This is a genomic window from Klebsiella sp. GG_Kp146 (assembly GCF_040061975.1).
GTDB classification, from domain to species: Bacteria; Pseudomonadota; Gammaproteobacteria; order Enterobacterales; family Enterobacteriaceae; genus Klebsiella; species Klebsiella quasipneumoniae.
This window is the reverse complement of sequence record NZ_JBEAHA010000005.1, coordinates 72562-94536: the sequence shown is the minus strand read 5'-3', so window position 1 is coordinate 94536 and position 21975 is coordinate 72562. Positions and strand designations below refer to the sequence as shown.

At 55.5% G+C, this 21975-nt stretch carries 18 protein-coding genes and 1 pseudogene; 10 read left to right on the top strand and 9 right to left on the bottom strand.

The window, feature by feature from the left end; genetic code table 11:
* Nucleotides 1-39 precede the first annotated feature (39 nt).
* The 7 genes from ABLU95_RS07755 (at nt 40) to ABLU95_RS07725 (ending at nt 7316) form a co-directional block, all read left to right on the top strand.
* On the top strand, nt 40-450 hold the full coding sequence (locus tag ABLU95_RS07755; protein ID WP_017900104.1) for a CidA/LrgA family protein: 411 nt from the start codon (nt 40-42) through the stop codon (nt 448-450).
* Entirely contained in the window at nt 443-1132 is a 690-nt protein-coding gene (locus tag ABLU95_RS07750) for an LrgB family protein (protein ID WP_080901797.1), read from the top strand. Before ABLU95_RS07755 ends, ABLU95_RS07750 begins: the two co-directional genes overlap by 8 nt.
* Nucleotides 1133-1759: 627 nt before the next feature.
* Entirely contained in the window at nt 1760-2296 is a 537-nt protein-coding gene (locus tag ABLU95_RS07745) for a fimbrial protein (protein WP_017900102.1), read from the top strand.
* Nucleotides 2297-2348: 52 nt separating this feature from the next.
* The gene (locus tag ABLU95_RS07740; protein WP_048322709.1) at nt 2349-3035 is read left to right on the top strand and encodes a fimbrial assembly chaperone; all 687 of its coding nucleotides are present in this window, start codon (nt 2349-2351) and stop codon (nt 3033-3035) included.
* Nucleotides 2989-5580: a fimbria/pilus outer membrane usher protein gene (locus ABLU95_RS07735; RefSeq protein WP_348879182.1), complete on the top strand. Its 2592-nt coding sequence runs from the start codon at nt 2989-2991 to the stop codon at nt 5578-5580. The genes ABLU95_RS07740 and ABLU95_RS07735 overlap by 47 nt, the downstream gene beginning before the upstream one ends.
* Nucleotides 5577-6191, top strand: a complete 615-nt coding sequence (locus tag ABLU95_RS07730; protein WP_087848887.1) for a fimbrial protein — start codon at nt 5577-5579, stop codon at nt 6189-6191. The genes ABLU95_RS07735 and ABLU95_RS07730 overlap by 4 nt, the downstream gene beginning before the upstream one ends.
* 33 nt (nt 6192-6224) lie before the next feature.
* Nucleotides 6225-7316 carry a type 1 fimbrial protein gene (locus ABLU95_RS07725; RefSeq protein WP_087848886.1) on the top strand — a complete coding sequence of 364 codons (1092 nt, stop codon included), beginning with the start codon at nt 6225-6227 and terminating at the stop codon, nt 7314-7316.
* 49 nt (nt 7317-7365) lie between these two features.
* Here the strand turns inward: ABLU95_RS07725 and actP are convergent, their stop codons facing one another.
* The 3 genes from actP to acs all read right to left on the bottom strand — a co-directional run bounded on the left by actP (nt 7366) and on the right by acs (nt 11472).
* Entirely contained in the window at nt 7366-9018 is a 1653-nt protein-coding gene (gene actP, locus ABLU95_RS07720) for a cation/acetate symporter ActP (protein WP_025999225.1), read from the bottom strand.
* Complete coding sequence (locus ABLU95_RS07715) at nt 9018-9329, bottom strand: DUF485 domain-containing protein (RefSeq protein WP_004206350.1); 312 nt, start codon at nt 9327-9329, stop codon at nt 9018-9020. Before ABLU95_RS07715 ends, actP begins: the two co-directional genes overlap by 1 nt.
* Nucleotides 9330-9513: 184 nt before the next feature.
* Nucleotides 9514-11472, bottom strand: coding sequence for an acetate--CoA ligase (gene acs / locus ABLU95_RS07710; RefSeq protein WP_004206352.1), 1959 nt, complete (start codon nt 11470-11472; stop codon nt 9514-9516).
* Nucleotides 11473-11572: 100 nt separating this feature from the next.
* On the opposite strand from acs, the pseudogene ABLU95_RS07705 reads away from it, so the two are divergent.
* Both ABLU95_RS07705 and gltP read left to right on the top strand, forming a co-directional pair.
* Nucleotides 11573-11773: pseudogene (locus ABLU95_RS07705) on the top strand (hypothetical protein).
* Between the two features lie 111 nt (nt 11774-11884).
* Nucleotides 11885-13198 (top strand): glutamate/aspartate:proton symporter GltP, encoded by a 1314-nt coding sequence (gltP, locus tag ABLU95_RS07700; protein ID WP_004206354.1) that lies wholly within the window; start codon nt 11885-11887, stop codon nt 13196-13198.
* A 34-nt stretch (nt 13199-13232) separates the two neighbouring features.
* On the opposite strand, the gene ABLU95_RS07695 is transcribed toward gltP, so the two are convergent.
* Both ABLU95_RS07695 and fdhF read right to left on the bottom strand, forming a co-directional pair.
* On the bottom strand, nt 13233-13919 hold the full coding sequence (locus ABLU95_RS07695) for a tetratricopeptide repeat protein (RefSeq protein ID WP_023291654.1): 687 nt from the start codon (nt 13917-13919) through the stop codon (nt 13233-13235).
* Nucleotides 13920-14116: 197 nt separating this feature from the next.
* Nucleotides 14117-16264, bottom strand: a complete 2148-nt coding sequence (fdhF, locus tag ABLU95_RS07690; RefSeq protein ID WP_077598907.1) for a formate dehydrogenase subunit alpha — start codon at nt 16262-16264, stop codon at nt 14117-14119.
* A 272-nt stretch (nt 16265-16536) separates the two neighbouring features.
* On the opposite strand from fdhF, the gene ABLU95_RS07685 reads away from it, so the two are divergent.
* Nucleotides 16537-17265 carry a response regulator transcription factor gene (locus ABLU95_RS07685; RefSeq protein ID WP_044525150.1) on the top strand — a complete coding sequence of 243 codons (729 nt, stop codon included), beginning with the start codon at nt 16537-16539 and terminating at the stop codon, nt 17263-17265.
* A 50-nt stretch (nt 17266-17315) separates the two neighbouring features.
* On the opposite strand, the gene ABLU95_RS07680 is transcribed toward ABLU95_RS07685, so the two are convergent.
* From ABLU95_RS07680 to ABLU95_RS07665, 4 genes are all read right to left on the bottom strand, one after another.
* A complete protein-coding gene (locus ABLU95_RS07680; protein ID WP_080901638.1) occupies nt 17316-18323 on the bottom strand; it encodes a carbohydrate kinase family protein in 1008 nt (335 codons plus the stop codon).
* A 74-nt stretch (nt 18324-18397) separates the two neighbouring features.
* Nucleotides 18398-19339 (bottom strand): ABC transporter substrate-binding protein, encoded by a 942-nt coding sequence (locus ABLU95_RS07675; protein ID WP_032454582.1) that lies wholly within the window; start codon nt 19337-19339, stop codon nt 18398-18400.
* A 30-nt stretch (nt 19340-19369) separates the two neighbouring features.
* Complete coding sequence (locus ABLU95_RS07670) at nt 19370-20368, bottom strand: ribose ABC transporter permease (RefSeq protein WP_023291658.1); 999 nt, start codon at nt 20366-20368, stop codon at nt 19370-19372.
* The gene (locus tag ABLU95_RS07665; RefSeq protein ID WP_048296446.1) at nt 20365-21885 is read right to left on the bottom strand and encodes a sugar ABC transporter ATP-binding protein; all 1521 of its coding nucleotides are present in this window, start codon (nt 21883-21885) and stop codon (nt 20365-20367) included. The genes ABLU95_RS07670 and ABLU95_RS07665 overlap by 4 nt, the downstream gene beginning before the upstream one ends.
* Nucleotides 21886-21975 lie beyond the last annotated feature (90 nt).

Below are 21975 nucleotides of genomic sequence, written 5' to 3'. Positions count from 1 at the left end.
TACTGCATGCCTGACTTCTTTTTTTCAGGACTATCGCTCATGGCCTTCGCGCCAGCTCGCGTGACGCCCATGGTCATGCAACGTCTTCTGGTACCCGTTCAGGTACTTATCTATGCCGGACTGTTCGTCTGCGCTGAATATTTGGTTAGCTGGCTACGCCTGCCGCTTCCGGCGAATCTGGTCGGGATGCTGATCATGCTGGCGCTGATTGTCTGCCGGGTGATTCCTTTAAACTGGGTGCGGGCCGGCGCCCGCTGGCTGCTGGCGGAAATGCTGCTGTTTTTCGTGCCGGCAGTGGTGGCGGTCGTTAACTATGTGCAGCTGCTGATGGTTGATGGTTGGCGTATTTTTCTGGTGATTGGTTTAAGTACCATGATGGTGCTGGGCGCAACCGCCTGGGTGGTTGATAAAGTGTATCGCTATGAAGTTAGCAGGATGAAACATGAGTGATTTTCAGCTGAGCGTCCTGTGCCTTCTGGTCACACTGGGGCTTTATTTTGCCAACAAGCGGCTATATCGCCGCTTCCATAAACTCCCATTGATGCCGCTGGTGTTAACCCCGATCCTGTTGGTGATGATTCTGGTATTTGGCCATATCTCCTATAAAAGCTATCTGGGAGAGACCCACTGGCTTCTGTGGCTGCTGGGCCCGGCAACGATTGCTTTCGCCGTGCCGGTATATGACAACCTGGCGATTATTAAGCGCCACTGGATGTCACTCACCGCCGGGGTGACCACCGCGTCGGTTGTTGCGGTGACCAGTTCGGTCTGGCTGGCGAGATGGTTGACGCTGCCTGATGAGATCCAGCGGAGCCTGGCTGTGCGCTCGGTAACGACGCCCTTTGCCCTTGCCGCAGCGAAGCCGCTGGGCGGCCAGCCTGATTTAGTCGCTCTGTTTGTTGTTGTCACCGGGGTATTCGGTATGGCGATAGGTGATGTACTGTTTCTGCGACTTTCTATTCGCGCAGGAATGGCGAAAGGAGCGGGGTTTGGCGCAGCATCACATGGCGCTGGTACCGCACGATCTTATGAGCTTGGCCCACAGGAGGGCGTCGTCGCCAGCCTGGTGATGATGCTTTCCGGAGTCGTGATGGTGCTGGCCGCGCCTTTGGTGCGCTGGGCACTGTTTTAAAAGTCACTCCGCGCTCATTTCAGCTATTTTTTACGGATGAACCTGGTGGCATGGTGATTAATGGAACAACTTGATTGGGGATTTATCACTATCTCTGATTGTTGCCAGGGAAAATAATCCTTAATTAGTCTTAGTTCTAATATTATTTATTGATAACCCTAGTCTGGTTTTTCTTTAATCCGCCATGATTATTCTTAATTATTTATCGATAGTTTGTAACCAAATGTTTCTATTTGAATATTGTTTTATTTACTATATTTATTTGTATGTGTTTGAATATTTTAATAATGAATATTTTGATATTATAACTCAATGATTTTATTTGCATATTTTTAATGCATATATGATGGTTATTAATGACAGACATTTATGACTTTGAATTAGCCTTTCTTCTATTGTTGAGAATACTCCTGGTTTCCGTTATCTTGTTTGCGTGAGCTTTTATTATTGAATGGATTCAAGTGGAATTAAAGCTCTTGCATTTGAACTAATGTTAAATGCAAGCCATACATTTCCCTAAGAAATATACCAGCAGTTAAGAACGTTGGTATCCAATCTCATTCGCTAATAGCTTGCCATAAACAATTGATGGATTGATTGTTATTCTGAATAAATAGGGGAATACAAATGAAAGCAAATTTCAAAACGTTAGCTAAGATTTTAGCTTTATCTTCTGGCTGCTCTTTGGTGGCAATGTCTCATGCGAATAATACTATCGACTTCACGGGGACGGTGGCCGAAACCACATGTTCCGCCAGTATTGATAATAATGCTTCATCTATTGAAATGGGGACTGTCTCGGTAGCAGATTTAACAGCGAACGTCTATAGCGCCGCGAAGAACTTCTCTTTCACACTGGCCGGTTGCCCTACGGGCGAAGGTGCTCTGACCAAAGCCCGAATTACCTTTGGTGGTGAAGCAGATAAGTTTAATAGTGATTATTTTCGAAACCAGGCTACAGGAACACCAGCAACCAATGTTGCTGTTGCTATTTTTGATGGCGCTGGCGTATTGCAAAAGAACAATACTGAAGGTTCTGATGTCGATATTTCTTCTGGGGAAGCGACCATTCCGTTTATCGTAAAAATGGCTAAGTCAGGTTCCTCTGCTCCAACTAAAGGCCCAGTGAAGACGACCGTAACCTATAACGTAACCTATTATTAATTAATCACTATATCAAGGGAAAGCAGTTTGCTTTCCCTGTTTGGACAAGGCTATGAACAGATTATTATGTTTAGTGTGTTTTTTTTTCTCTATTTCAGTTTCGCAGGCTAGCGTAGTTGTTGGCGGAACGCGCGTTATCTTTGATGGAACAAAAAAGACAACCACCGTCTCTGTTCAGAATAAAGATAATGTTACAAATATCGTCCAGTCATGGTTAGCCATCGTTGATGAGACATCACCCGCGAAAGACTCCTTTATTACCACCCCGCCTCTTTTTCGCTTGAAGGCAGGAGAAAAAGGATTTGTACGCATTCTTCGTACAGGCAAACCGATGCCGGAAGATCGAGAGTCTATGTTATGGCTCAATATTAAAGGAATTCCTGCAACGGATGACGTATCAGATAAAAATATAGTGCAATTTGCGATTAACTCAAGGATTAAACTCATTTATCGGCCTGCAGCTTTAAAAAATGCTATTCCGGAAGAATTTGCTCAAAAACTGCAATGGTCAAATGATGGCAGAGCCATTAAGGTAAAAAATGATTCTCCTCTCTATATGAATTTCTCTGAGATTTTTATTAATGGTAAAGCAGTACCCGAGGCGTGGTTTGTTGCACCCTATTCAACGATAAGAATACCGGTAGCTAATGCCTCTCCAGCTGGGAAAAAAGAAATCACATGGAGTGTGATCAATGATTATGGTATGTCGGGACCAAAATATAAGGCCATCATTCAATAGCGCTGGATGGAATGATGCATTCTCATTGAAAACTAGCTATATCGCCATACTTTGCAGTCTTGGCGCTATCCCCTTAACGTCTTTCGCTGGGGAGTATTTTAACCCACATTTACTTGAAGTTAATGAAACTAGTGCGACAAGCGTAGATTTATCTTATATTTCTCGCGAAGCCGTACCTCCTGGTCAGTATAATCTTGATATTTATATTAACGACAAGTTTATCGCTTCTGACACTATCGTCTTTAAGCCACAAAAGGAAGGTAGTGATTCGCCTGCTGAGCCGTGTATTAGCGTTGCGCAACTAAAAGAGTGGTCAATAAAAACGCAGGATTATCCTGAGCTCACGATAGAGGGCTCCGAGTGTGCAAAACTGCCTGCAATACCAGGATGGGAAACGGCGGTTTTACTTTCACAGCAGCGAGTCGATTTTACCGTGCCGCAGGTCGCGATGCTGCGTCACCCTCAGGGCTATGTCCCCGAGAATCAATGGCAGCAGGGCATTACCGCCGGGCTGCTTAACTATAATATTTCGGGGCAAAAAAACGATCCGCGGCACGGAGGCGCATCGACATCCAGTCAGTTTCTTAGTCTGCAGCCTGGGTTGAACGTTGGGCCATGGCGTTTACGTAATTACAGCACCTTTAATCATGATAATGATGGCAACCAGTGGGACTCCGTCTATAGCTATATTTCGCGCGATATCCATGCTCTGAAAGGCCAGCTGATACTGGGGCAGACTTACACCTATCCTGGCATCTTTGACAGCCTCAGCTTCACCGGTGTGCAGATGAATGCAGACAGGGAGATGCTACCGGACAGCATGAATGGCTTTGCTCCGGTGATCAAAGGCATTGCCCGGACGACTGCAGACGTAACGGTATATCAGAATGGATACAGCATCTATAAAACCACGGTCTCTCCCGGGGCATTCGAAATAAATGATCTTTATCCAACGGGGAGTGCGGGCGATCTCTATGTTACGGTGAAAGAGTCTGATGGCGGCGAGCAGAGCTTCGTGGTGCCTTTTGCCTCGCTGGCGATTCTCCAGCGGGAAGGGCAGATAGACTATGCTTTCAGCAGCGGTAAAACTCGCTCGGCGAGCTCAGGCGGAAAGGAATACCATTTTCTGCAATCCACCCTTGCCTGGGGTGCATTGAGTAACGTTACGCTGTACGGCGGTTTTCAGCAACTTGAAGATAAATATAGCAATGCGCTGTTGGGAGCTGGGTTTAATCTGGGATCTGTTGGCGCACTCTCATTGGATGCTTCTCAGTCCTGGGCTGATATAAAAGAAAATCCAACCGCGGATAATACCACTGCCAGCGAGGGGCAGTCTTATCGCGTGCGTTTTAGTAAAGATTTTCCATTAACGGGTACCAACTTCTCCGTTGCCGGATATCGGTATTCAACCCATGGCTATTATTCTCTGCAGAATTTCATTGACCGGGCAAATGCTCATAGCGGGTGTTGTTCATTAACGGGGCGGACTAAAGATCGTTTTGACGCTTCGGCCTCCCAGATTTTCTCCGGGTTCGGTTCTCTCGCCCTCTCGCTGGTCAGTGAATCTTATTGGGATAATTCACGTATGGAGTCGCTGGGGGTGAGCTATAGCAATACCCTGGGTCGCATTTCTTACTTCATTAACTACTCCTACAGCCGAAATGTGCAGAGCACAGGCCAGAACAGCGATAGCTCTCCGACCAGCGATAATATGATATCGCTTACGATGAGCATGCCTTTTGGCGCGGATATATCGGCTAACTACAACCTGAACAGCAGCCGGACGGGCGACACGACCCATAGCCTGGGGTTGAGCGGTTCTGCGTTTGCGGACCGTTCTCTGAACTGGAACGTGCAGGAAGGCTACAACGCCAGCGATAAAAGTACCTCTGGAAACGTCAATCTGAACTATCAGGGTTCCCGGGGCGAAGTCGCCGCCGGATACGGGTATGACAGCTATAGCTCGCACTACAATTACTCGCTTCGCGGCGGGATGGTTGCCCATTCTGGCGGGGTAACCCTTTCTCGCTATCTGGGCGAGAGCGTGGCGCTGGTCGAAGCGCCGGGCGTCAGCGATGTGGCAGTTCGGGGGCAGACGAATATTACGACCGATGCTTTTGGATACGCCGTTGTGCCTTTTGTACGCCCCTACCATGAAAACAATCTCTCTCTTGATGAGCAGCAGGTCTCTGGTGCGGAAATTGATAACATTGTCAGAAAGGTAGTCCCGACGCGAAATGCGATTGTTAAAGTCAAATATGATACCTGGATCGGCTATAAGGCCATGGTCACCATCAACTACAAAAATAAAGCGGTGCCTTTTGGCGCCGTGGTGACGCTTGAGGATGAAAATCTGAATGATAAAGAGCGTCGTAGTTCGATTGTCGGCGATGCCGGGCAAGTCTATATTACCGGGTTACCCAAAAAAGGCCGGCTATTTGTGAAGTGGGGTGATACGCAAAATAGCCAGTGTTATCTCAATTATGATTTTTCATCTGATCAGTCAGTGGATGATATCGTTTTTTATGCAGAGAATTGCCGATGATGAATATCAGGATAAAGGCTTTAATTCATAATCTCAGGATAGCGGCGATGAAGAGGGGGAATGGCCGGCTATCCATAAAACCAAGTTTATTGCTTATTATTAGCATTGGGGTTTTATTCATTTTCGCAAGACCTGCCTGGCCCTTTAACGCCAATAGTGTAGTTAATTTTAATGTCAGCGGTAAGATTGAAGAGCCCGTATGTGAAGTGTCGGTAAAGCCCTCCAGTACTATCGATCTGGGAACGGTTTCCCTTCAACGTCTGACCGGTAAACCAGGCGCGAGTAGTGATGCCACGGCCGTTGCCATTGCCTTTGAGCATTGCTCAACGGGGATGACCTCGGTGACGATAACATTTAACGGTAATTCATATAGTAGTACCTATCCCAGTATTTATCAGGATGAGCTTATTTATGGTGCCAAGAACGTAGGGTTACAGCTGCTAAGTGCGGTGGATCAGAAAAGCCTGGGGCCAAATGATACTTATACCTATGCCCTCCCTGAGGGCGCTGAACGCGTTTTTAATATGATTGCCAGAATGTACACCCCTGACGGGAAAGTAACAGCGGGAAAGGTGGCTTTTACCGTTACTTTCAACGTGACCTACAAATAATAGTGCGCATAAAAACATATAAATGGAGTTAGTATGAAACGGTTTTTTTTACTGCTGCTGTGGCTGTCTCCAGTTTGTGGCTGGGCCTGCAGCAACTATATAAATGGCGGGGATGTCACCATTGCCAACCTGCCGCCAAGAATATTGCTGAGTGCGAATAACTATACGGCTGGGACCATTCTCTATGACTCCGGGAAAATCACCGGGCCGCAAACTTCGATGAATAATTGTAATGGTGGTATTTACGCACAGTTTAAATGGGCTTCCTCAATGGTGGGTTCTCACACCAGCGATCATATCTATACGACTTCAGTCCCGGGGATCGGTATCAGAATAAAAGTGTGGCTTAATGTCACAGGGCAAATGGAGGGTTACAATACCCAAATCAAACCTGACTATAGCGAACATTATATAGGAGATGCGAATTTTCTATTGGGGCAGGGGAGCTTGTTTTATTTTTATAACCACTCTCACTACAACCCTGTCTATCAATTGCAATTGATAGCCACTGGCGGCGCTATCGCCAGCGGTAGTGCTCTGACCTTGGGTAACCCAACCTCAACGGTGTCCATCAAAGATGGCGATGGCACGATGGCAGCTTCCAGTTTGCGCGTCACTGGTTCCACGCAAATCCAGCTGGTGCCGATGGGGTGCGATGTTGACGTGACAAGTCTGCTATTTCAGATGGGCAACGTCAGCGCCTCTGAATTTAATAAGGCGACAAAAGTCGGTTCTGCACAACAAAATCTGACGCTGACTTGCGAACCAGGAACGAACGTCACACTGAAGGTCTCGGCCTCTTTAGCTCAAGGAGATAATCCAGACAATAGCGTGATATCCCTGGGATGGGCTCCTGATGCGGCAACAGGTGTCGGCGTGCAATTAAATCTTAATGGGAAGGCATTACCCTTGAATACGGATCTCACATTGTTTTCATCCAGCAGAACGACAGTTTTGAATTCGGGTGCAGAGGCCAGTTACCGCGTATTCAGCAATCCGGACAACCCGGGAGGGGCTTCAGGTACAGAGAGACTTTCCTTTACGACTAACTATTATAAAACCGGTTCCGAGGTGAAGGCTGGGCAGGCGAACGCCAACGGAACCCTGAACTTTACCTACAATTAACCTAAATGCCGCGGGTTGCTTCCCCGGCCAGCAGGCCGGGGAAGCGAGCTTAATGCGCCTGACCTTTCTCGATGCCAATCCCTGTCTGCGAACGGATAAACTGGGCGCGGAACTGCTCGCGCTCGCGCATCCCTTCCGGTGAGTTATCGGTCGCGGAGAAGAGCCAGATGCCGATAAAGGCGATCGCGATGGAGAACAGCGCTGGGTATTCATACGGGAACAGCGCTTTCTCATGACCGAGGATCTGCACCCAAATGGTCGGGCCGAGGATCATCAGAATCACCGCCGTCAGCAGACCCAGCCAGCCGCCGATCATCGCCCCGCGGGTGGTCAGCTTCGACCAGTACATCGACAGCAGGATAATCGGGAAGTTACAGCTGGCGGCAATAGAGAACGCCAGGCCGACCATGAAAGCGATATTCTGATTTTCGAACAGGATGCCCAGCAGAATGGCCACCACGCCGAGGATCAGCACCGTAATTTTGGAGACCTTCAGTTCCTGACGCTCGGTCGCCCCTTTACGGAAGACGTTGGCGTACAGGTCGTGCGACACCGCTGAGGCGCCCGCCAGCGTCAAGCCAGCGACCACCGCCAGAATGGTGGCGAAGGCGACCGCGGAGATAAAGCCGAGGAACAGGTTGCCGCCCACCGCATCCGCCAGATGCACCGCCGCCATATTATTGCCGCCGATAAGCTGCCCGGCCGCGTCTTTGAACACTGGGTTCGCGCCGACCAGCATGATGGCGCCGAAGCCGATGATAAAGGTCAGAATATAGAAGTAGCCCATAAAACCGGTGGCGTAGAACACGCTTTTACGCGCTTCTTTGGCGTCGCTCACGGTAAAGAAACGCATCAGGATATGCGGCAGGCCGGCGGTACCAAACATCAGACCGAGGCCAAGGGAGAGCGCGGATATCGGATCTTTCACCAGCCCGCCTGGGCTCATAATCGCCGCGCCTTTCGGGTGGACGGCCATCGCTTCGGTAAACAGATTATTGAAGCTGAAGCCGACGTGCTTCATCACCATAAAGGCCATAAAGCTGGCGCCGAACAGCAGCAGAACCGCTTTGATAATCTGCACCCAGGTGGTCGCCAGCATGCCGCCGAACAGGACATAGAGCACCATCAGGACGCCCACCAGCACCACCGCAACGTGATAGTTAAGACCGAACAGCAGCTGGATCAGCTTGCCGGCGCCGACCATTTGGGCGATCAGATAGAGGGCCACCACCACCAGCGAGCCGCAGGCGGAGAGGGTGCGGATCGGTCCCTGTTTGAGACGATAGGACGCCACGTCGGCAAAGGTGTAGCGGCCAAGGTTGCGCAGACGTTCGGCAATCAGAAACAGGATAATCGGCCAGCCGACAAGGAAGCCCAGCGAGTAGATCAGACCGTCGTAACCGGAGGTATACACCAGCGCGGAGATACCAAGGAACGACGCTGCCGACATAAAGTCGCCGGCAATCGCCAGCCCGTTCTGGAAACCGGTGATATTGCCGCCGGCGGTGTAGTAATCGCTGCGCGAACGCACCCGTTTTGACGCCCAGTAAGTGATATACAGTGTCAGGGCGACGAAAATCAGGAACATGACAATCGCCTGCCAGTTGGTCGGCTGGCGCTGTACCGCGCCGGTAATGGCGTCTGCGGCCTGAACGCCGAGGGGCAGCAGCGTGGCGGCGAGCGCCGTCAGGACTCTCTTGATCATGCTTTTACCTCGTTGAGAACGCTCTTGGTCAAACGGTCAAATTCACCGTTGGCCCGCCAGACATAAATACCGGTGAGAACAAACGAAATGACGATCACCCCGATGCCCAGCGGGATCCCGCGGGTGACGCTGGTCCCGGCGTGCAGCGGCGTGCCGAGCCAGCCTGGCGCGAAGGCGATAAGCAGAATAAAGCCCACATAGATCACTAACATAATCACTGACAGAATGGCGGCAAACCGTTGCCGTGATGCCACCAGCTCCCTGAAATGCGCACTATTTTCTATCCGCTGACAAAGTTGTTCATTCATCTTAGCGTCTCCAGAGGTCTCCCTTTCGTCATCCACGCAGCGGACGCTGGCGACAGCAACCCCTCCGGCGTTAAAGGCCGGGATACGGTTCGCTGACGGCGTTCCTGCGAGTGAAATCCTGGGGGAGGGACTTATTTTTATCCTCTCCCCGGTGGGGGAGAGGGTGTAGGGAATCGGTCCTTACTTAAGAAGGCATGGTAATGGCCTGCTTCTCTTCGAGCAGTTTTTCCACTACGCCAGGATCGGCGAGAGTCGAGGTATCGCCGAGGTTGCTGGTGTCGCCCGCGGCGATCTTGCGCAGAATGCGGCGCATGATTTTGCCCGAGCGGGTTTTTGGCAACGAATCGGTCCAGTGCAGAACATCCGGCGTCGCCAGTGGGCCGATCTCTTTGCGCACCCAGTTACGCACTTCCGCATACAGCTCCGGCGTCGGTTCTTCACCGTGATTGAGCGTCACGTAGGCGTAGATAGCCTGGCCCTTGATGTTGTGCGGAATACCGACCACTGCCGCTTCGGCGATTTTCGGGTGCGACACCAGCGCCGATTCGATCTCGGCAGTACCCAGACGGTGGCCGGAGACGTTCAGAACGTCATCCACGCGGCCGGTGATCCAGTAATAGCCATCTTCATCTCGGCGCGCGCCGTCGCCGCTAAAGTACATATTTTTGAAGGTGGAGAAGTAGGTTTGCTCAAAGCGCTCATGATCTCCGAACAGGGTTCGCGCCTGGCCGGGCCAGGAGTCGGCGATGGCAAGATTGCCCTCGGTGGCGCCATCCAGCGGCAGGCCTTCGTTATCCACCAGCACCGGCTGGACGCCGAAAAACGGGCGGGTAGCGGAGCCAGCCTTCAGCTCAATCGCCCCCGGCAGCGGGGTGATCATAAAGCCGCCGGTTTCGGTCTGCCACCAGGTGTCCATCACCGGGCACTTCTCGTTACCGATCTTCTTCCAGTACCACTCCCAGGCTTCCGGGTTAATGGGTTCGCCGACCGAGCCGAGAATGCGCAGTGAGGAGCGGTCCGTGCCTTCGATAGCCTTGTCGCCTTCCGCCATCAGGGCACGGATCGCCGTCGGCGCGGTATACAGAATGCTGACCTTATGCTTATCGACGACCTGGCACATACGCGCCGGGGTTGGCCAGTTCGGCACCCCTTCGAACATCAGAGTGGTGGCGCCGCAGGCCAGCGGGCCGTACAGCAGATAGCTGTGGCCGGTGACCCAGCCGACATCGGCGGTGCACCAGTAAATATCGCCCGGGTGGTAATCGAAAACGTATTTAAAGGTGGTGGCCGCGTAGACCAGATAGCCGCCGGTGGTGTGCAACACCCCTTTCGGTTTACCGGTGGAGCCAGAGGTATAGAGGATGAACAGCGGATCTTCAGCGTTCATCTCGACGGGCCGGTGTTCGGCGCTGGCGTTCGCCATCAGATCGCTCCACCACAGATCGCGGCCCTCCTGCCAGTCGATTTTACCGCCGGTACGTTTCAGGACCACGACGTGTTCAATGCTGTTGACGTTCGGGTTTTTCAGCGCGTCATCGACGTTTTTCTTCAGCGGGATGGCGCGACCGGCGCGCAGCCCTTCATCCGCGGTGATCACCAGGCGCGAGCTGGAGTCGATAATGCGTCCGGCCACTGCCTCCGGCGAGAAGCCACCGAAAATCACCGAGTGGATGGCGCCGATGCGGGCGCAGGCCAGCATCGCCACCGCGGCTTCCGGCACCATCGGCATATAGATGGCGACCACGTCGCCTTTTTTAATCCCGAGGCCGAGCAGCACATTGGCGAAGCGGCAGACGTCCGCATGCAGTTCACGGTAGGTGATGTGCTTGCTCTGGCTGGCGTCGTCGCCTTCCCAGATGATGGCGGTTTGATCGCCGCGCTCGGCGAGATGGCGGTCGAGGCAGTTGGCGGCGAGGTTCAGGGTGCCGTCTTCATACCATTTGATGGAAATATTACCCGGCGCAAAGGAGGTATTCTTCACGCGGGTGTAGGGGCGCATCCAGTCAAGGATTTTGCCCTGCTCGCCCCAGAATGTATCAGGGTCGGTTATGGATTGTTGATACTGCGCCTTGTACTGATCCGGGTTAATCAGGCAACGTTCCGCAATGTTAGCGGGAATAGGGTGTTTGTGTATTTGGCTCATGGCTTTTTTTCTCCTTTGAACTTGTTAAATATATGTCAAACAAACGTTAAGAGTAGGGGTTTTGGCAGCTTTGTTTGTTAATTGGGGGGCAGATCACGCAATGATTCAACTGAGTGAAATTTCGTCAAATGAAACTTTGAAGTGAAATAATTACGCAAATGAATTTATAGAAACGGAAGATGTGAAATATTTTTTATTACAAATACTTATGCATTGTAACTGGGGAAAATTCGTGACTTTATGCAGAAAACCAGAAGAAAGCCCTATTCTTAAAGGCTTGCGCAGCATGCCGTGCAAATGATACTGATATTGCGCGTTAAATAACCCCACAAAGCAACGCAACACAATTCATACCCCCTGCAGTGGGTACCATGACGAAAAGGAATGGTGCCTTTCATTGAGGAAGTCTGTAGTGAAGAAAACAAAAAAAGTCAGTCTGGCCTGGCAAATTTTGCTAGCCCTGGTGCTGGGTATCCTTTTGGGCAGTTATCTGCATTACCACGCCGAAAGTCGCGATTGGTTGATTAGCAATTTGCTGACGCCGGCGGGCGATATCTTTATCCATCTGATTAAAATGATCGTGGTCCCGATTGTTATTTCGACCCTGGTGGTCGGGATTGCCGGCGTGGGCGATGCCAAACAGTTAGGCCGGATCGGCGCCAAAACCATTATCTATTTCGAAGTGATCACCACGGTGGCGATCGTGCTGGGTATCACCCTGGCCAACGTCTTCCAGCCGGGAACGGGCATTGATATGTCGCAGCTGGCGGCGGTTGATATTTCGAAATACCAGAACACCACCGCTGAGGTGCAGAGCCATGCGCATGGCCTGATGGGCACCATCCTGTCGCTGGTGCCGACCAACATCGTGGCGTCGATGGCGAAAGGCGATATGCTGCCGATTATTTTCTTCTCGGTGCTGTTTGGTCTGGGGCTCTCCTCGCTGCCGGCGACGCACCGTGAGCCGCTGGTGACGGTCTTCCGCTCCATCTCCGAAACTATGTTCAAAGTCACCCATATGGTGATGCGCTATGCGCCGATCGGGGTGTTCGCCCTGATTTCAGTGACCGTCGCCACCTTTGGTTTCGCCTCGCTGTGGCCGCTGGCCAAGCTGGTACTGCTGGTTTACTTCGCGATCCTGTTTTTCGCGCTGGTGGTGCTGGGGATTGTCGCCCGACTGTGCGGCCTGAGTATCTGGATCCTGATCCGCATCCTGAAAGATGAGCTGATTCTGGCTTACTCCACCGCCAGCTCCGAGAGCGTGCTGCCGCGTATTATCGAGAAAATGGAAGCCTATGGCGCGCCGGCGTCGATCACCAGCTTCGTGGTGCCGACCGGCTACTCCTTTAACCTCGATGGCTCAACGCTGTATCAGAGCATCGCGGCGATCTTTATCGCCCAGCTGTACGGCATCGACCTCTCCATCTGGCAGGAGATCACCCTGGTACTGACCCTGATGGTGACCTCGAAAGGGATCGCCGGCGTGCCGGGCGTCTCTTTTGTGGTGCTGCTGGCCACCCTGGGCAGCGTCGGGATCCCGCTGGAGGGCCTCGCCTTTATCGCCGGCGTTGACCGTATCCTCGACATGGCGCGTACCGCGCTGAACGTGGTGGGCAATGCGCTGGCGGTGCTGGTTATCGCCAAGTGGGAGCATAAGTTCGACCGCAAAAAAGCGCTGGCGTATGAACGCGAAGTGCTGGGCAAGTTTGATAAAACCGCGCAATAAAACACAAAGCCCGGCGCGAGCGCCGGGCTTTTTCTTATCCTTTACTGATCCTGTCAAACTCTTCGCAGCCGGTATCAAACCCCTCCAGGCAACTGACGTTAAGCCAGTGCAGCGCCTTCTGCTTATTCGGTTCGATAAAGCCTTTCTCTCCCTGCTGGAACATCATCCCGGCCCAGTATTCGGCATAGCCGGTCCGCGAGAGCGCCGAGCTGCCTTTAAAGTAGGCGCTCGCTTTCCCATCATCTTCCGGACCGTGCACGCCGCTGGCGTAGATCAGCCCCAGCAGCATCTGGGCGTCTACCGCCGCATCGCTTTCGCTGTCCCGGGCGGCATCCTGCAGAAGCGTGATGGCGTGCGCCACGTCGGTGGGGCCAGCCTGACGGTTCACCAGCACTCGCGCGAGGACGATCTCCCCGGATTTACTGCCGGCCTCGACGGCTTTTTCCGCCAGCTGGCGGGCCTGCGGATAGTCCGCCTGCTGCGGATTGCGAATTTTTAGCTGCGCCAGCAGGGCCAGCGCGTCGCCATCGCCCTGCGCCGCTGCTTTCTGTGCCCAGAATTCGGCTTTCTGATAATCGCCGGAGCTAACCCAGGTATCCGCAAGGTAATATTGCGCGCGTCGATCGCCGGCTTCCGCCTGCTGTTGATACCGGCTACCCGGTTCGGTGGCCACCGCTGCGCCGCTGGTAATGACCAGTAAAAATAAAAAGAGGTATTTCATTTGTATTTATTATCAGCAAGGAACATAGCGCGCAGTATAAAGGGAGGTGAAAAAGAAGAAAATGACAGGGATCGGTAGGTAGAGCGGATTCGCTCGACCTACCGCAGGTACGCGGGCACGGCGCCGCTTGTATGCCGGGTGGCGGCTGCGCCTGACCCGGCCTACGCATCGCGCGAGCCGGATCAGGCCGCCGCACCTTAACCCATCGCGCTTTCGCGCAGGCGGGATTTCAGCTTGTTGTACTCGTCGATCACGTACTGTTCCGCCGCGCGCTGATCGGCAATCCGCTCAACGTTGACGGCGCAGTACTTGTACTCCGGCGTTTTGGTTATCGGGCTCAGGTTCTCGGACACCAGCTCGTTACAGGCACCAATCCACCACTGGTAGGTCATATACACCGCCCCTTTATTCGGCCGGTCGCTGACCTGCGCGCGGGTGATGATCCGACCCTTGCGCGAATTCACCCACACCAGCGCTTCATCCTCAATGCCTAACCGTTCGGCATCGGCGGTGTTGATTTGCGCATAGCCAGGCTCATCCGCCAGCGCCGCCAGCGCCGCGCAGTTACCGGTCATTGAACGGCACGAGTAGTGGCCGACTTCGCGCACCGTCGACAGCACCATCGGGTACTCGTCGGTGAGCTTATCGATCGGCGCGACCCAGTCGCAGGTGAAGAACTGCGCCAGCCCGTTCGGGGTATCGAACTTCTCTTTAAACAGATACGACGTCCCCTGATCGGCGTCGGACTCATCGCGGCACGGCCACATGACGTAGCCAAGCTCACCCATTTTCTCGTAGGTGGCGCCGTAGAAGTCCGGGCACAGATGCCGCAACTCGTCCCAAATCTCCTGGGTGTTGTTGTAGTGCATCGGATAACCCATCCGGGTGGCGATTTCGCTGATGATCTGCCAGTCGGTTTTCAGATCCCACTTCGGCTCCACGGCTTTAAAGAAGCGCTGGAAGCCGCGGTCCGCTGCGGTATACACGCCTTCGTGCTCGCCCCACGAGGTGGACGGCAGGATGACGTCGGCCGCGGAGGCGGTTTTGGTCATGAAAATGTCCTGGACGATAACCAGCTCCAGATCGTCGAATGCCTTACGCACTGCGGACAGCTCGGCGTCGGTCTGCAGCGGATCTTCACCCATAATGTACGCCGCCCGCACTTCGCCATGCGCCGCGCGGTGCGGCAGCTCGCTGATGCGGTAGCCGGTGTGCGCCGGCAGGCTATCGACGCCCCAGGCTTTGGCGAACTTCTCGCGGTTCTCCGGGAACTTAACGTATTGATAGCCCGGATAGGTATCCGGCAGCGCGCCCATGTCGCAGGCGCCCTGAACGTTGTTCTGGCCACGCACCGGGTTGACGCCGACGCTCGGTTTGCCGAGGTTACCGGTGAGGATCGCCAGGCTGGTCAGGGAACGCACGGTCTCCACGCCCTGGTAGAACTGGGTCACGCCCATGCCCCACAGAATGGCGGCGGATTTGGCGCTGGCGTACATCCGGGCGCAGGCGCGGATCTCCTGGGCGCTGACCCCGGTGATCTCCTCCACCGACTCCGGCGTGTAGCCTTCAACGATTTTGCGATACTCCTCGAAGCCTTCGGAACGGCTGGCGACGAAGGATTTATCGTACAGATCCTCTTCAATAATCACGTGGCCAATGGCGTTGAGCAGCGCGATATTCGAGCCGTTCTTCAGCGCAATGTGCATATCGGCGATGCGCGCGGTTTCAATTTTGCGCGGGTCGCAGACGATAATTTTCGCCCCGTTGCGTTTAGCGTTAATGACGTGATTCGCCACGATAGGGTGGGAATCCGCCGGGTTGTAACCGAAGATAAACACCAGATCGGTGTTATCAATCTCCGTGATGGCATTACTCATGGCGCCATTACCGACCGACTGGTGCAGACCTGCAACCGAAGGGCCGTGTCAGACGCGAGCGCAGCAGTCGACGTTATTGGTACCAATAACGGCGCGCGCGAATTTTTGCATCACATAGTTGGTTTCATTCCCGGTACCGCGGGAGGAGCCGGTGGTTTGGATCGCATCCGGGCCATATTTGGCTTTAATGGCGCTGAGGCGAGTGGCGACGTAATCCAGCGCCTCATCCCAGGAGACAGCTTCCAGCTTGCCGCCACGTTGACGACGGATCATGGGGGTTTTCAGGCGCGGCGTCAGGATCTGGGTATCGTTAATAAAGTCCCAGCCATAATAGCCCTTCAGGCACAGGGTTCCCTGGTTGGTTTTCCCCTGCGCCGCTTCAGCCCGAACGATTTTGCCGTTATCGACCACCAGGTTGATTTTGCAACCTGATGCGCAATACGGGCAAACCGTGACGACTTTTTTCATCGGTCTTGCTCCAGTTATTCAATGGGCGCGTTTGCGCTATCGCGCCGTCACTATGCATCTTCTATGCCATATTTTCATTGTGGGTATTCCTTGATGATACGCGGCTTTTTTGGGCGAAATGCTGACGAAAAACAGCCTGTCGACAGATTTGACGTGTCGATACCCTGGAGATGTGACGGCGCTTGAAAAAATGTCACCGGAAGAGGAATTTGTCGGCGCAGCCTTGCAGAATCGATCAGACTGACACTAACTCCCCGCGGGCAGAGGCAAAGATGAAACCGGTCATTTTAGTGGTTGATGACGACATAGCGATGGGCGAGCTGCTCAGCGATGTGCTCGGCGCGCACGCGTTTGAGGTGCTGGTCTGCCAGACCGGCGGCGACGCGCTGGCGACGGTGGCGCAGCGGGCGGACATCGCGCTGGTTTTGCTGGATATGATCCTGCCGGATACCCATGGCCTGCAGGTGCTCCAGCAGCTGCAGCGCACCCGGCCTGAGCTGCCGGTGGTGATGCTCTCCGGCCTGGGCAGCGAGTCCGATGTGGTGGTGGGCCTGGAGATGGGCGCCGATGATTACATCGCCAAACCGTTCAGTTCGCGGGTGGTGGTCGCCCGGGTGAAGGCGGTGCTGCGGCGCAGCGGGGCGCTGGCCAGCGAGGCGCCGGGCGGCGTCGCTGGCCTGACGTTCAACGGCTGGCGGCTGGATACCACCCGCTGTGAGCTGTATAACCCGCAGCAGCAGGCGATCCCGCTGACCCAGGGAGAATACGGTTTGCTGCTGGCGCTGGCGCAGAACGCCCGCCGGGTGCTGAACCGCGAACAGTTGCTGGCGCTGACCCATACCGAAAGCACCGAGGTGTTCGACCGCACCATCGATGTGCTGATCATGCGCCTGCGGCGCAAAATCGAGCTGAACCCGCATCAGCCGACGCTGATTAAAACGCTGCGCGGCCTGGGCTATGTCTTTTCCGCCGACGTGACCCACAGCGAGAAGGCGGCGTAGGGCGGGAAGCTGTCTAACCGGCCTGCCCATTGCTGGGGGAGTCAACCCTTCTAATTATTCTGCAACTGAATAAACGCCTGTAGCTCAGTGAGCGTTTTGGCGCCGTCGATCGCATTGGCAGCCTGCAGGCTGGCGCGTGCGCAGGCGTGGGCTAGCTGCAGACTGTCGGTTAACGGCCAGCGTTCGTGGCTGCCGTACAGCAGGCCGGCGCAGAAGGCATCCCCGGCGCCGACGCTGCCGACAATCTCCTCCGGCGGCAGCCGCCATGACGGCACCCAGCGCCCGGCTTCGGTACGGGAGACGCCCCATGCCCCCTCCGGGCAGTGGATCACCACCCGTTGGCGCACGCCGGCGTCAAGCAATGCGCTGGCGGCGCGGGCGATATGGGCGACGTGCGGCTCGCCGTTGGGTAGACGAATCTCCAGCCCGCTAAACTCGCTGGCTTCCAGCTCATTGATGGTCAGGTAGTCAAGATGCGCCAGCGCCGGCAGGACCAGCGGGCGGTAGCGCGGGTCGCCCTTGCGCGACACCAGATCGAGGGAAACCTCATAGCCTCGCTCGCGCATCTGCGCCAGCAACCGCGCGCTGCGGGTGCCGTACTCTTCGTCGGGGCGATCGAGACTCTCAAGCAGCAGCAGATAGCCGAGATGGAAAATTTTCAGCGGCGCATCCAGCGGCTCAAAGGCCGGAAGGTCAAGCAGGCGGTTGGCGCCGGGAGAGTGAAAGAAGGTGCGCTGGCCTTCGGCGTCGGTCATCACCTGAGTCATCGAGGTGGGGGCGGAGCTGGTGCGCTGCACAAGCTGGCGATTGATATGGTACTGATCGAGCATGGCGGTAATGTAGTCGCCATCGTTATCCTCGCCAATCAGGCCGACCGCCTGCAGCGGCAGTCCGGCGTGCATTTTGGCCAGGGTCAGCAGGACATTCAGCGGCGCGCCGCCGGTGGCGCGTTCGCTGTGAATAATTTCCACCAGCCAGCCGCGCTCCGGCCACTGTCTGATCAGGTGGACATGATCGACCAGCATGTTGCCTGCGGCAATAATGCCTTTGCGTTCCATGATCGCTACTCCGCGCCGTCATACCTGTTAAGCGTAGCGCACAATCGGCGGAACGATTGTGCGCCCGGTTGCGCTTATTTCACGGTCCAGCCTTTGTAGGAACTGACGTTGTTTTTGTCGATCATGGTCACCGGGATCAGCACCGGCGCGGTTGGGGCCGGTTTGCCCTGCAGGATGTTGTAGCCAATTTCCACCGCCTTCGCCGCCATCACCTGCGGATCCTGCGCCGGCGTCGCGACGAACAGCGAGTTCTTACGCTTCAGCGCCTCTTCGCCGTCCGGGCTGCCGTCGACGCCGACGATGAAGAACTCGCTGCGCTGCGCCTGTTTTGCTGCCAGATCGGCGCCAATCGCCGTCGGATCGTTGATCGCGAACACGCCGTCAATCTTCGGATTGGCCGCCAGCAGGGAGGTCATCACCTCCAGTCCGCCTTCCCGGCTGCCTTTGGCGTTCTGGTTGGAGGACAGAATTTTTATATCCGGGTGTTTTTTGAACTCCGTTTCGCAGCCTTCGACGCGGTTTTGTACCGCGGATACCGGCGGCCCGTTGATGATCACCACGTTGCCTTTGTTGTTCAGACGGTCGCTAATGTATTTACAGGCCAGCTCGCCCGCCTGGGTGTTATCGGAGGTGATGGTGGCGTCGGCCCCTTCGGCGGCAACGTCAACCGCCACCACCACGATCCCGGCCTCTTTGGCCCGCTTCACCGCCGGGCCAATGCCTTTCGAATCGGCGGCGTTGAGGATAATCATATCGACCCTGGCGGCGATAAAGTTGTCGATCTGCGCCACCTGCTGGCCCAGGTCGTAGCCGCTGGAGACCAGCGTCACTTTGACGTTATCCCCCGCCAGCTTGCGGGCTTCCAGCTCCGCGCCCTTGGTGATCTGCACAAAAAACGGGTTGGCAAGGTCGCCCACCGTCACGCCTATCGCTTTCAGCTCTTTGGCCGACGCAAAGGGGGAGGCGGCCAGCAGCGCGCCAGCACACAGCGCGGTGACTATCGGTTTTAAACGCATTCGCTTTTCCTCGCAGGTAAGATGGTGTTGTTATGCACTTTGATGGTGTCGGGTACGGTATTTGTCGATCAGCACCGCAATGATGATCACCGCCCCTTTGATCACCAGTTGCCAGAAGTAGGAGACCCCCATCAGGGTCATACCGTTATTGAGGGTGGCGATAATCAGCGCCCCCACCAGCGTACCGGTGATGGTGCCGATGCCGCCGACGAAGCTGGTGCCGCCGAGAATGACTGCGGCGATGGCGTCCAGCTCGTAGCCGACCCCGAGATTGCCGTTGGCACTGTACAGCCGGGAGGCGCTCATCACCCCGCCAAGGCCGGAGAGCAGGCCGCTCATGCCATAGACAAACAGCAGCACCAGCCAGACTTTGATGCCGGTCAGCCGCGCCGCCTGCATGTTGCCGCCCACCGCGTAGATATGCACCCCAAGGGTGGTTCGGCGCAGGATAAACCAGCACACCGCGATAACCGCCAGGGCGATGACCACCAGCCACGGCACCGGGCCGAGGTAGTCATTGCCGATCCACTCGAAGCTGATATCGGAGTTGATTACCGTGGTGCCGTCGGCCAGCAGATAGGCGGCGCCGCGCAGCGCCGTGTAAGTGCCGAGGGTGACGATAAACGGCGGTAGCCCGGCGAAGGCCACCAGCGCGCCGTTGAACAGCCCAAGCAGCAGGCCGAGCATCAGCGCCGCCGGAATTGACAGCAACGCCAACTCCGGGATCAGCGAGACCACCATTGCCGCCACCGCGGTGGTTCCGAGAATGGAGCCGACGGAGAGGTCAATGCCGCCGGTGAGGATGATGAAGGTCATTCCCGCCGCCAGCACAATGTTGATCGAGGCCTGGCGGGTAATATTCAGCAGATTGCTTTCCGTGAAGAAGTTGGGGGCGATAAAGCCGAAAACGGCGACGATCAGGATGAGGATCGGCAGAATGCCGACGGTCTGCATCAGGTCGCCCATCAGCATTTTTTTCGCCGAAGCGGATGTCGCGACCGGCGCGGAGGTCTCTTTCGGTATGCTCATAGTTGCCCTGCCTTAAGGTGAGAATCGTTCACGCCGGTGGCCAGCGTCATGATCTGTTCCTGGCTGATATCGCCGGACTGCAGCTCGCCGGCGATAGTCCCTTCGCGCATCACATAGACCCGGTCGCTCATGCCCACCACTTCAGGCAGTTCGCTGGAGATCATCAGAATAGCGACGCCCTGGCGCGCCATGTCGTTCATGATGCGGTAAATCTCACTTTTCGCGCCGACGTCGACGCCGCGGGTGGGTTCATCGAGGATCAGAATGCGTGGGCCAATCGCCACCCAGCGCGAAATCAACAGCTTCTGCTGGTTGCCACCGGACAGTCCGCCGGCGCGCACCTGGGCGTGCGGCACGCGAATGTTAAGTAACTGGATGGCGTCATCGGAAATAGTTTGCGCCTTACGGCGATTGAGCATCCCCCAGGTCGCGTCGCGCTCCAGCGTCGCCATGGTGATGTTTTCCTGGGCCGCCAGTTCGAGAAACAGGCCCTGCTCTTTGCGATTTTCGGTCAGAAAGCCGATTCCATGGTCGATGGCTTCGCGCGGCGAGTGGATCACCACCGGCTCGCCGTCGATCTCGATCACCCCGCCGGTGGCTTTGCGCACGCCAAAGATCAGCTGCGCCAGCTCGGAGCGTCCGGCGCCGACCAGCCCGGCGAGGCCGACGATTTCGCCAGCATGCACCACCAGGCTGCTGGGCTTAACCTTGCCGCCATCGGTCAGATCCTCGACCCGCAGGCGCGGCTGGCCGCGGGGAATATCGCGCTCTTTATTGAACAGATCGCTGAGCGGACGGCCGACCATCATGCGCACCAGCTCCGGCGCATTGAGCTTGTCGCGCACCAGGCTGCCGACATACTGCCCATCGCGCAGGACGCTGACCCGGTCGGAGAGCTCATACACTTCCGCCATGCGGTGGCTGATATAGATGATCGCCATGCCCTCGTCACGCAGGCGCAGGATGAGGTCGAACAGGCGCTGGGTTTCTCGCGAGGAGAGGGCGGCGGTGGGTTCATCCATCACCAGAATGCGGCTTTGACGGTGCAGAGCGCGGGCGATCTCCACCTGCTGCTGTTCGGCGATGGTCAGGGTCATCACCCGGTCGCTGGCCTTGAACTGGGCGCCGAGACGGTCGATCACCGCCTGCGCCTGGCTGAGCATCGCTTTGCGCTGCACCAGGCCACCGCGCGCCAGCTCGCTGCCGAGGAAGATGTTTTCCGCGACGGTCAGGTTCGGCGCCAGCTGCATCTCCTGGTAGATCAACGTGATCCCGGCGGCCAGCGCGTCCTTGGGGCCGCGGATCGTTTGTGGTTTCCCGTCGATCAGGATCTCGCCGCTGGTGGCGGTATAGGCGCCGGCGAGGATCTTCATCAGCGTGCTTTTTCCGGCGCCGTTTTCCCCCATCAGGGCATGGATCTCGCCGGGCCAGACCGTCAGGTCGACGCCCTTCAGCGCGTAGAATTTGCCAAAAGCTTTGGCGATATGGCGCATTTCCAGTACCGGGGTGGCGGTCATCACGGCGCTCCTGTCTGCGAGAACAATAGCTGCAGTCCACCACCGGAAAATAAATGCAGGATGTCAGAATCCATTCATATTTGTCATAGT

What these genes read in the sequence shown, in the direction of transcription:
- ABLU95_RS07735 (WP_348879182.1), top strand. Translation starts at nt 2,989, where the DNA reads ATGATTATGGTATGTCGGGACCAAAATATAAGGCCATCATTCAATAGC.
- ABLU95_RS07695 (WP_023291654.1), bottom strand. Translation starts at nt 13,919, where the DNA reads ATGAAATACCTCTTTTTATTTTTACTGGTCATTACCAGCGGCGCAGCG.
- ABLU95_RS07675 (WP_032454582.1), bottom strand. Translation starts at nt 19,339, where the DNA reads ATGCGTTTAAAACCGATAGTCACCGCGCTGTGTGCTGGCGCGCTGCTG.
- ABLU95_RS07750 (WP_080901797.1), top strand. Translation starts at nt 443, where the DNA reads ATGAGTGATTTTCAGCTGAGCGTCCTGTGCCTTCTGGTCACACTGGGG.
- ABLU95_RS07740 (WP_048322709.1), top strand. Translation starts at nt 2,349, where the DNA reads ATGAACAGATTATTATGTTTAGTGTGTTTTTTTTTCTCTATTTCAGTT.
- ABLU95_RS07725 (WP_087848886.1), top strand. Translation starts at nt 6,225, where the DNA reads ATGAAACGGTTTTTTTTACTGCTGCTGTGGCTGTCTCCAGTTTGTGGC.
- ABLU95_RS07755 (WP_017900104.1), top strand. Translation starts at nt 40, where the DNA reads ATGGCCTTCGCGCCAGCTCGCGTGACGCCCATGGTCATGCAACGTCTT.
- acs (WP_004206352.1), bottom strand. Translation starts at nt 11,472, where the DNA reads ATGAGCCAAATACACAAACACCCTATTCCCGCTAACATTGCGGAACGT.
- ABLU95_RS07730 (WP_087848887.1), top strand. Translation starts at nt 5,577, where the DNA reads ATGATGAATATCAGGATAAAGGCTTTAATTCATAATCTCAGGATAGCG.
- ABLU95_RS07745 (WP_017900102.1), top strand. Translation starts at nt 1,760, where the DNA reads ATGAAAGCAAATTTCAAAACGTTAGCTAAGATTTTAGCTTTATCTTCT.
- ABLU95_RS07685 (WP_044525150.1), top strand. Translation starts at nt 16,537, where the DNA reads ATGAAACCGGTCATTTTAGTGGTTGATGACGACATAGCGATGGGCGAG.
- ABLU95_RS07680 (WP_080901638.1), bottom strand. Translation starts at nt 18,323, where the DNA reads ATGGAACGCAAAGGCATTATTGCCGCAGGCAACATGCTGGTCGATCAT.
- ABLU95_RS07665 (WP_048296446.1), bottom strand. Translation starts at nt 21,885, where the DNA reads ATGACCGCCACCCCGGTACTGGAAATGCGCCATATCGCCAAAGCTTTT.
- ABLU95_RS07715 (WP_004206350.1), bottom strand. Translation starts at nt 9,329, where the DNA reads ATGAATGAACAACTTTGTCAGCGGATAGAAAATAGTGCGCATTTCAGG.
- ABLU95_RS07670 (WP_023291658.1), bottom strand. Translation starts at nt 20,368, where the DNA reads ATGAGCATACCGAAAGAGACCTCCGCGCCGGTCGCGACATCCGCTTCG.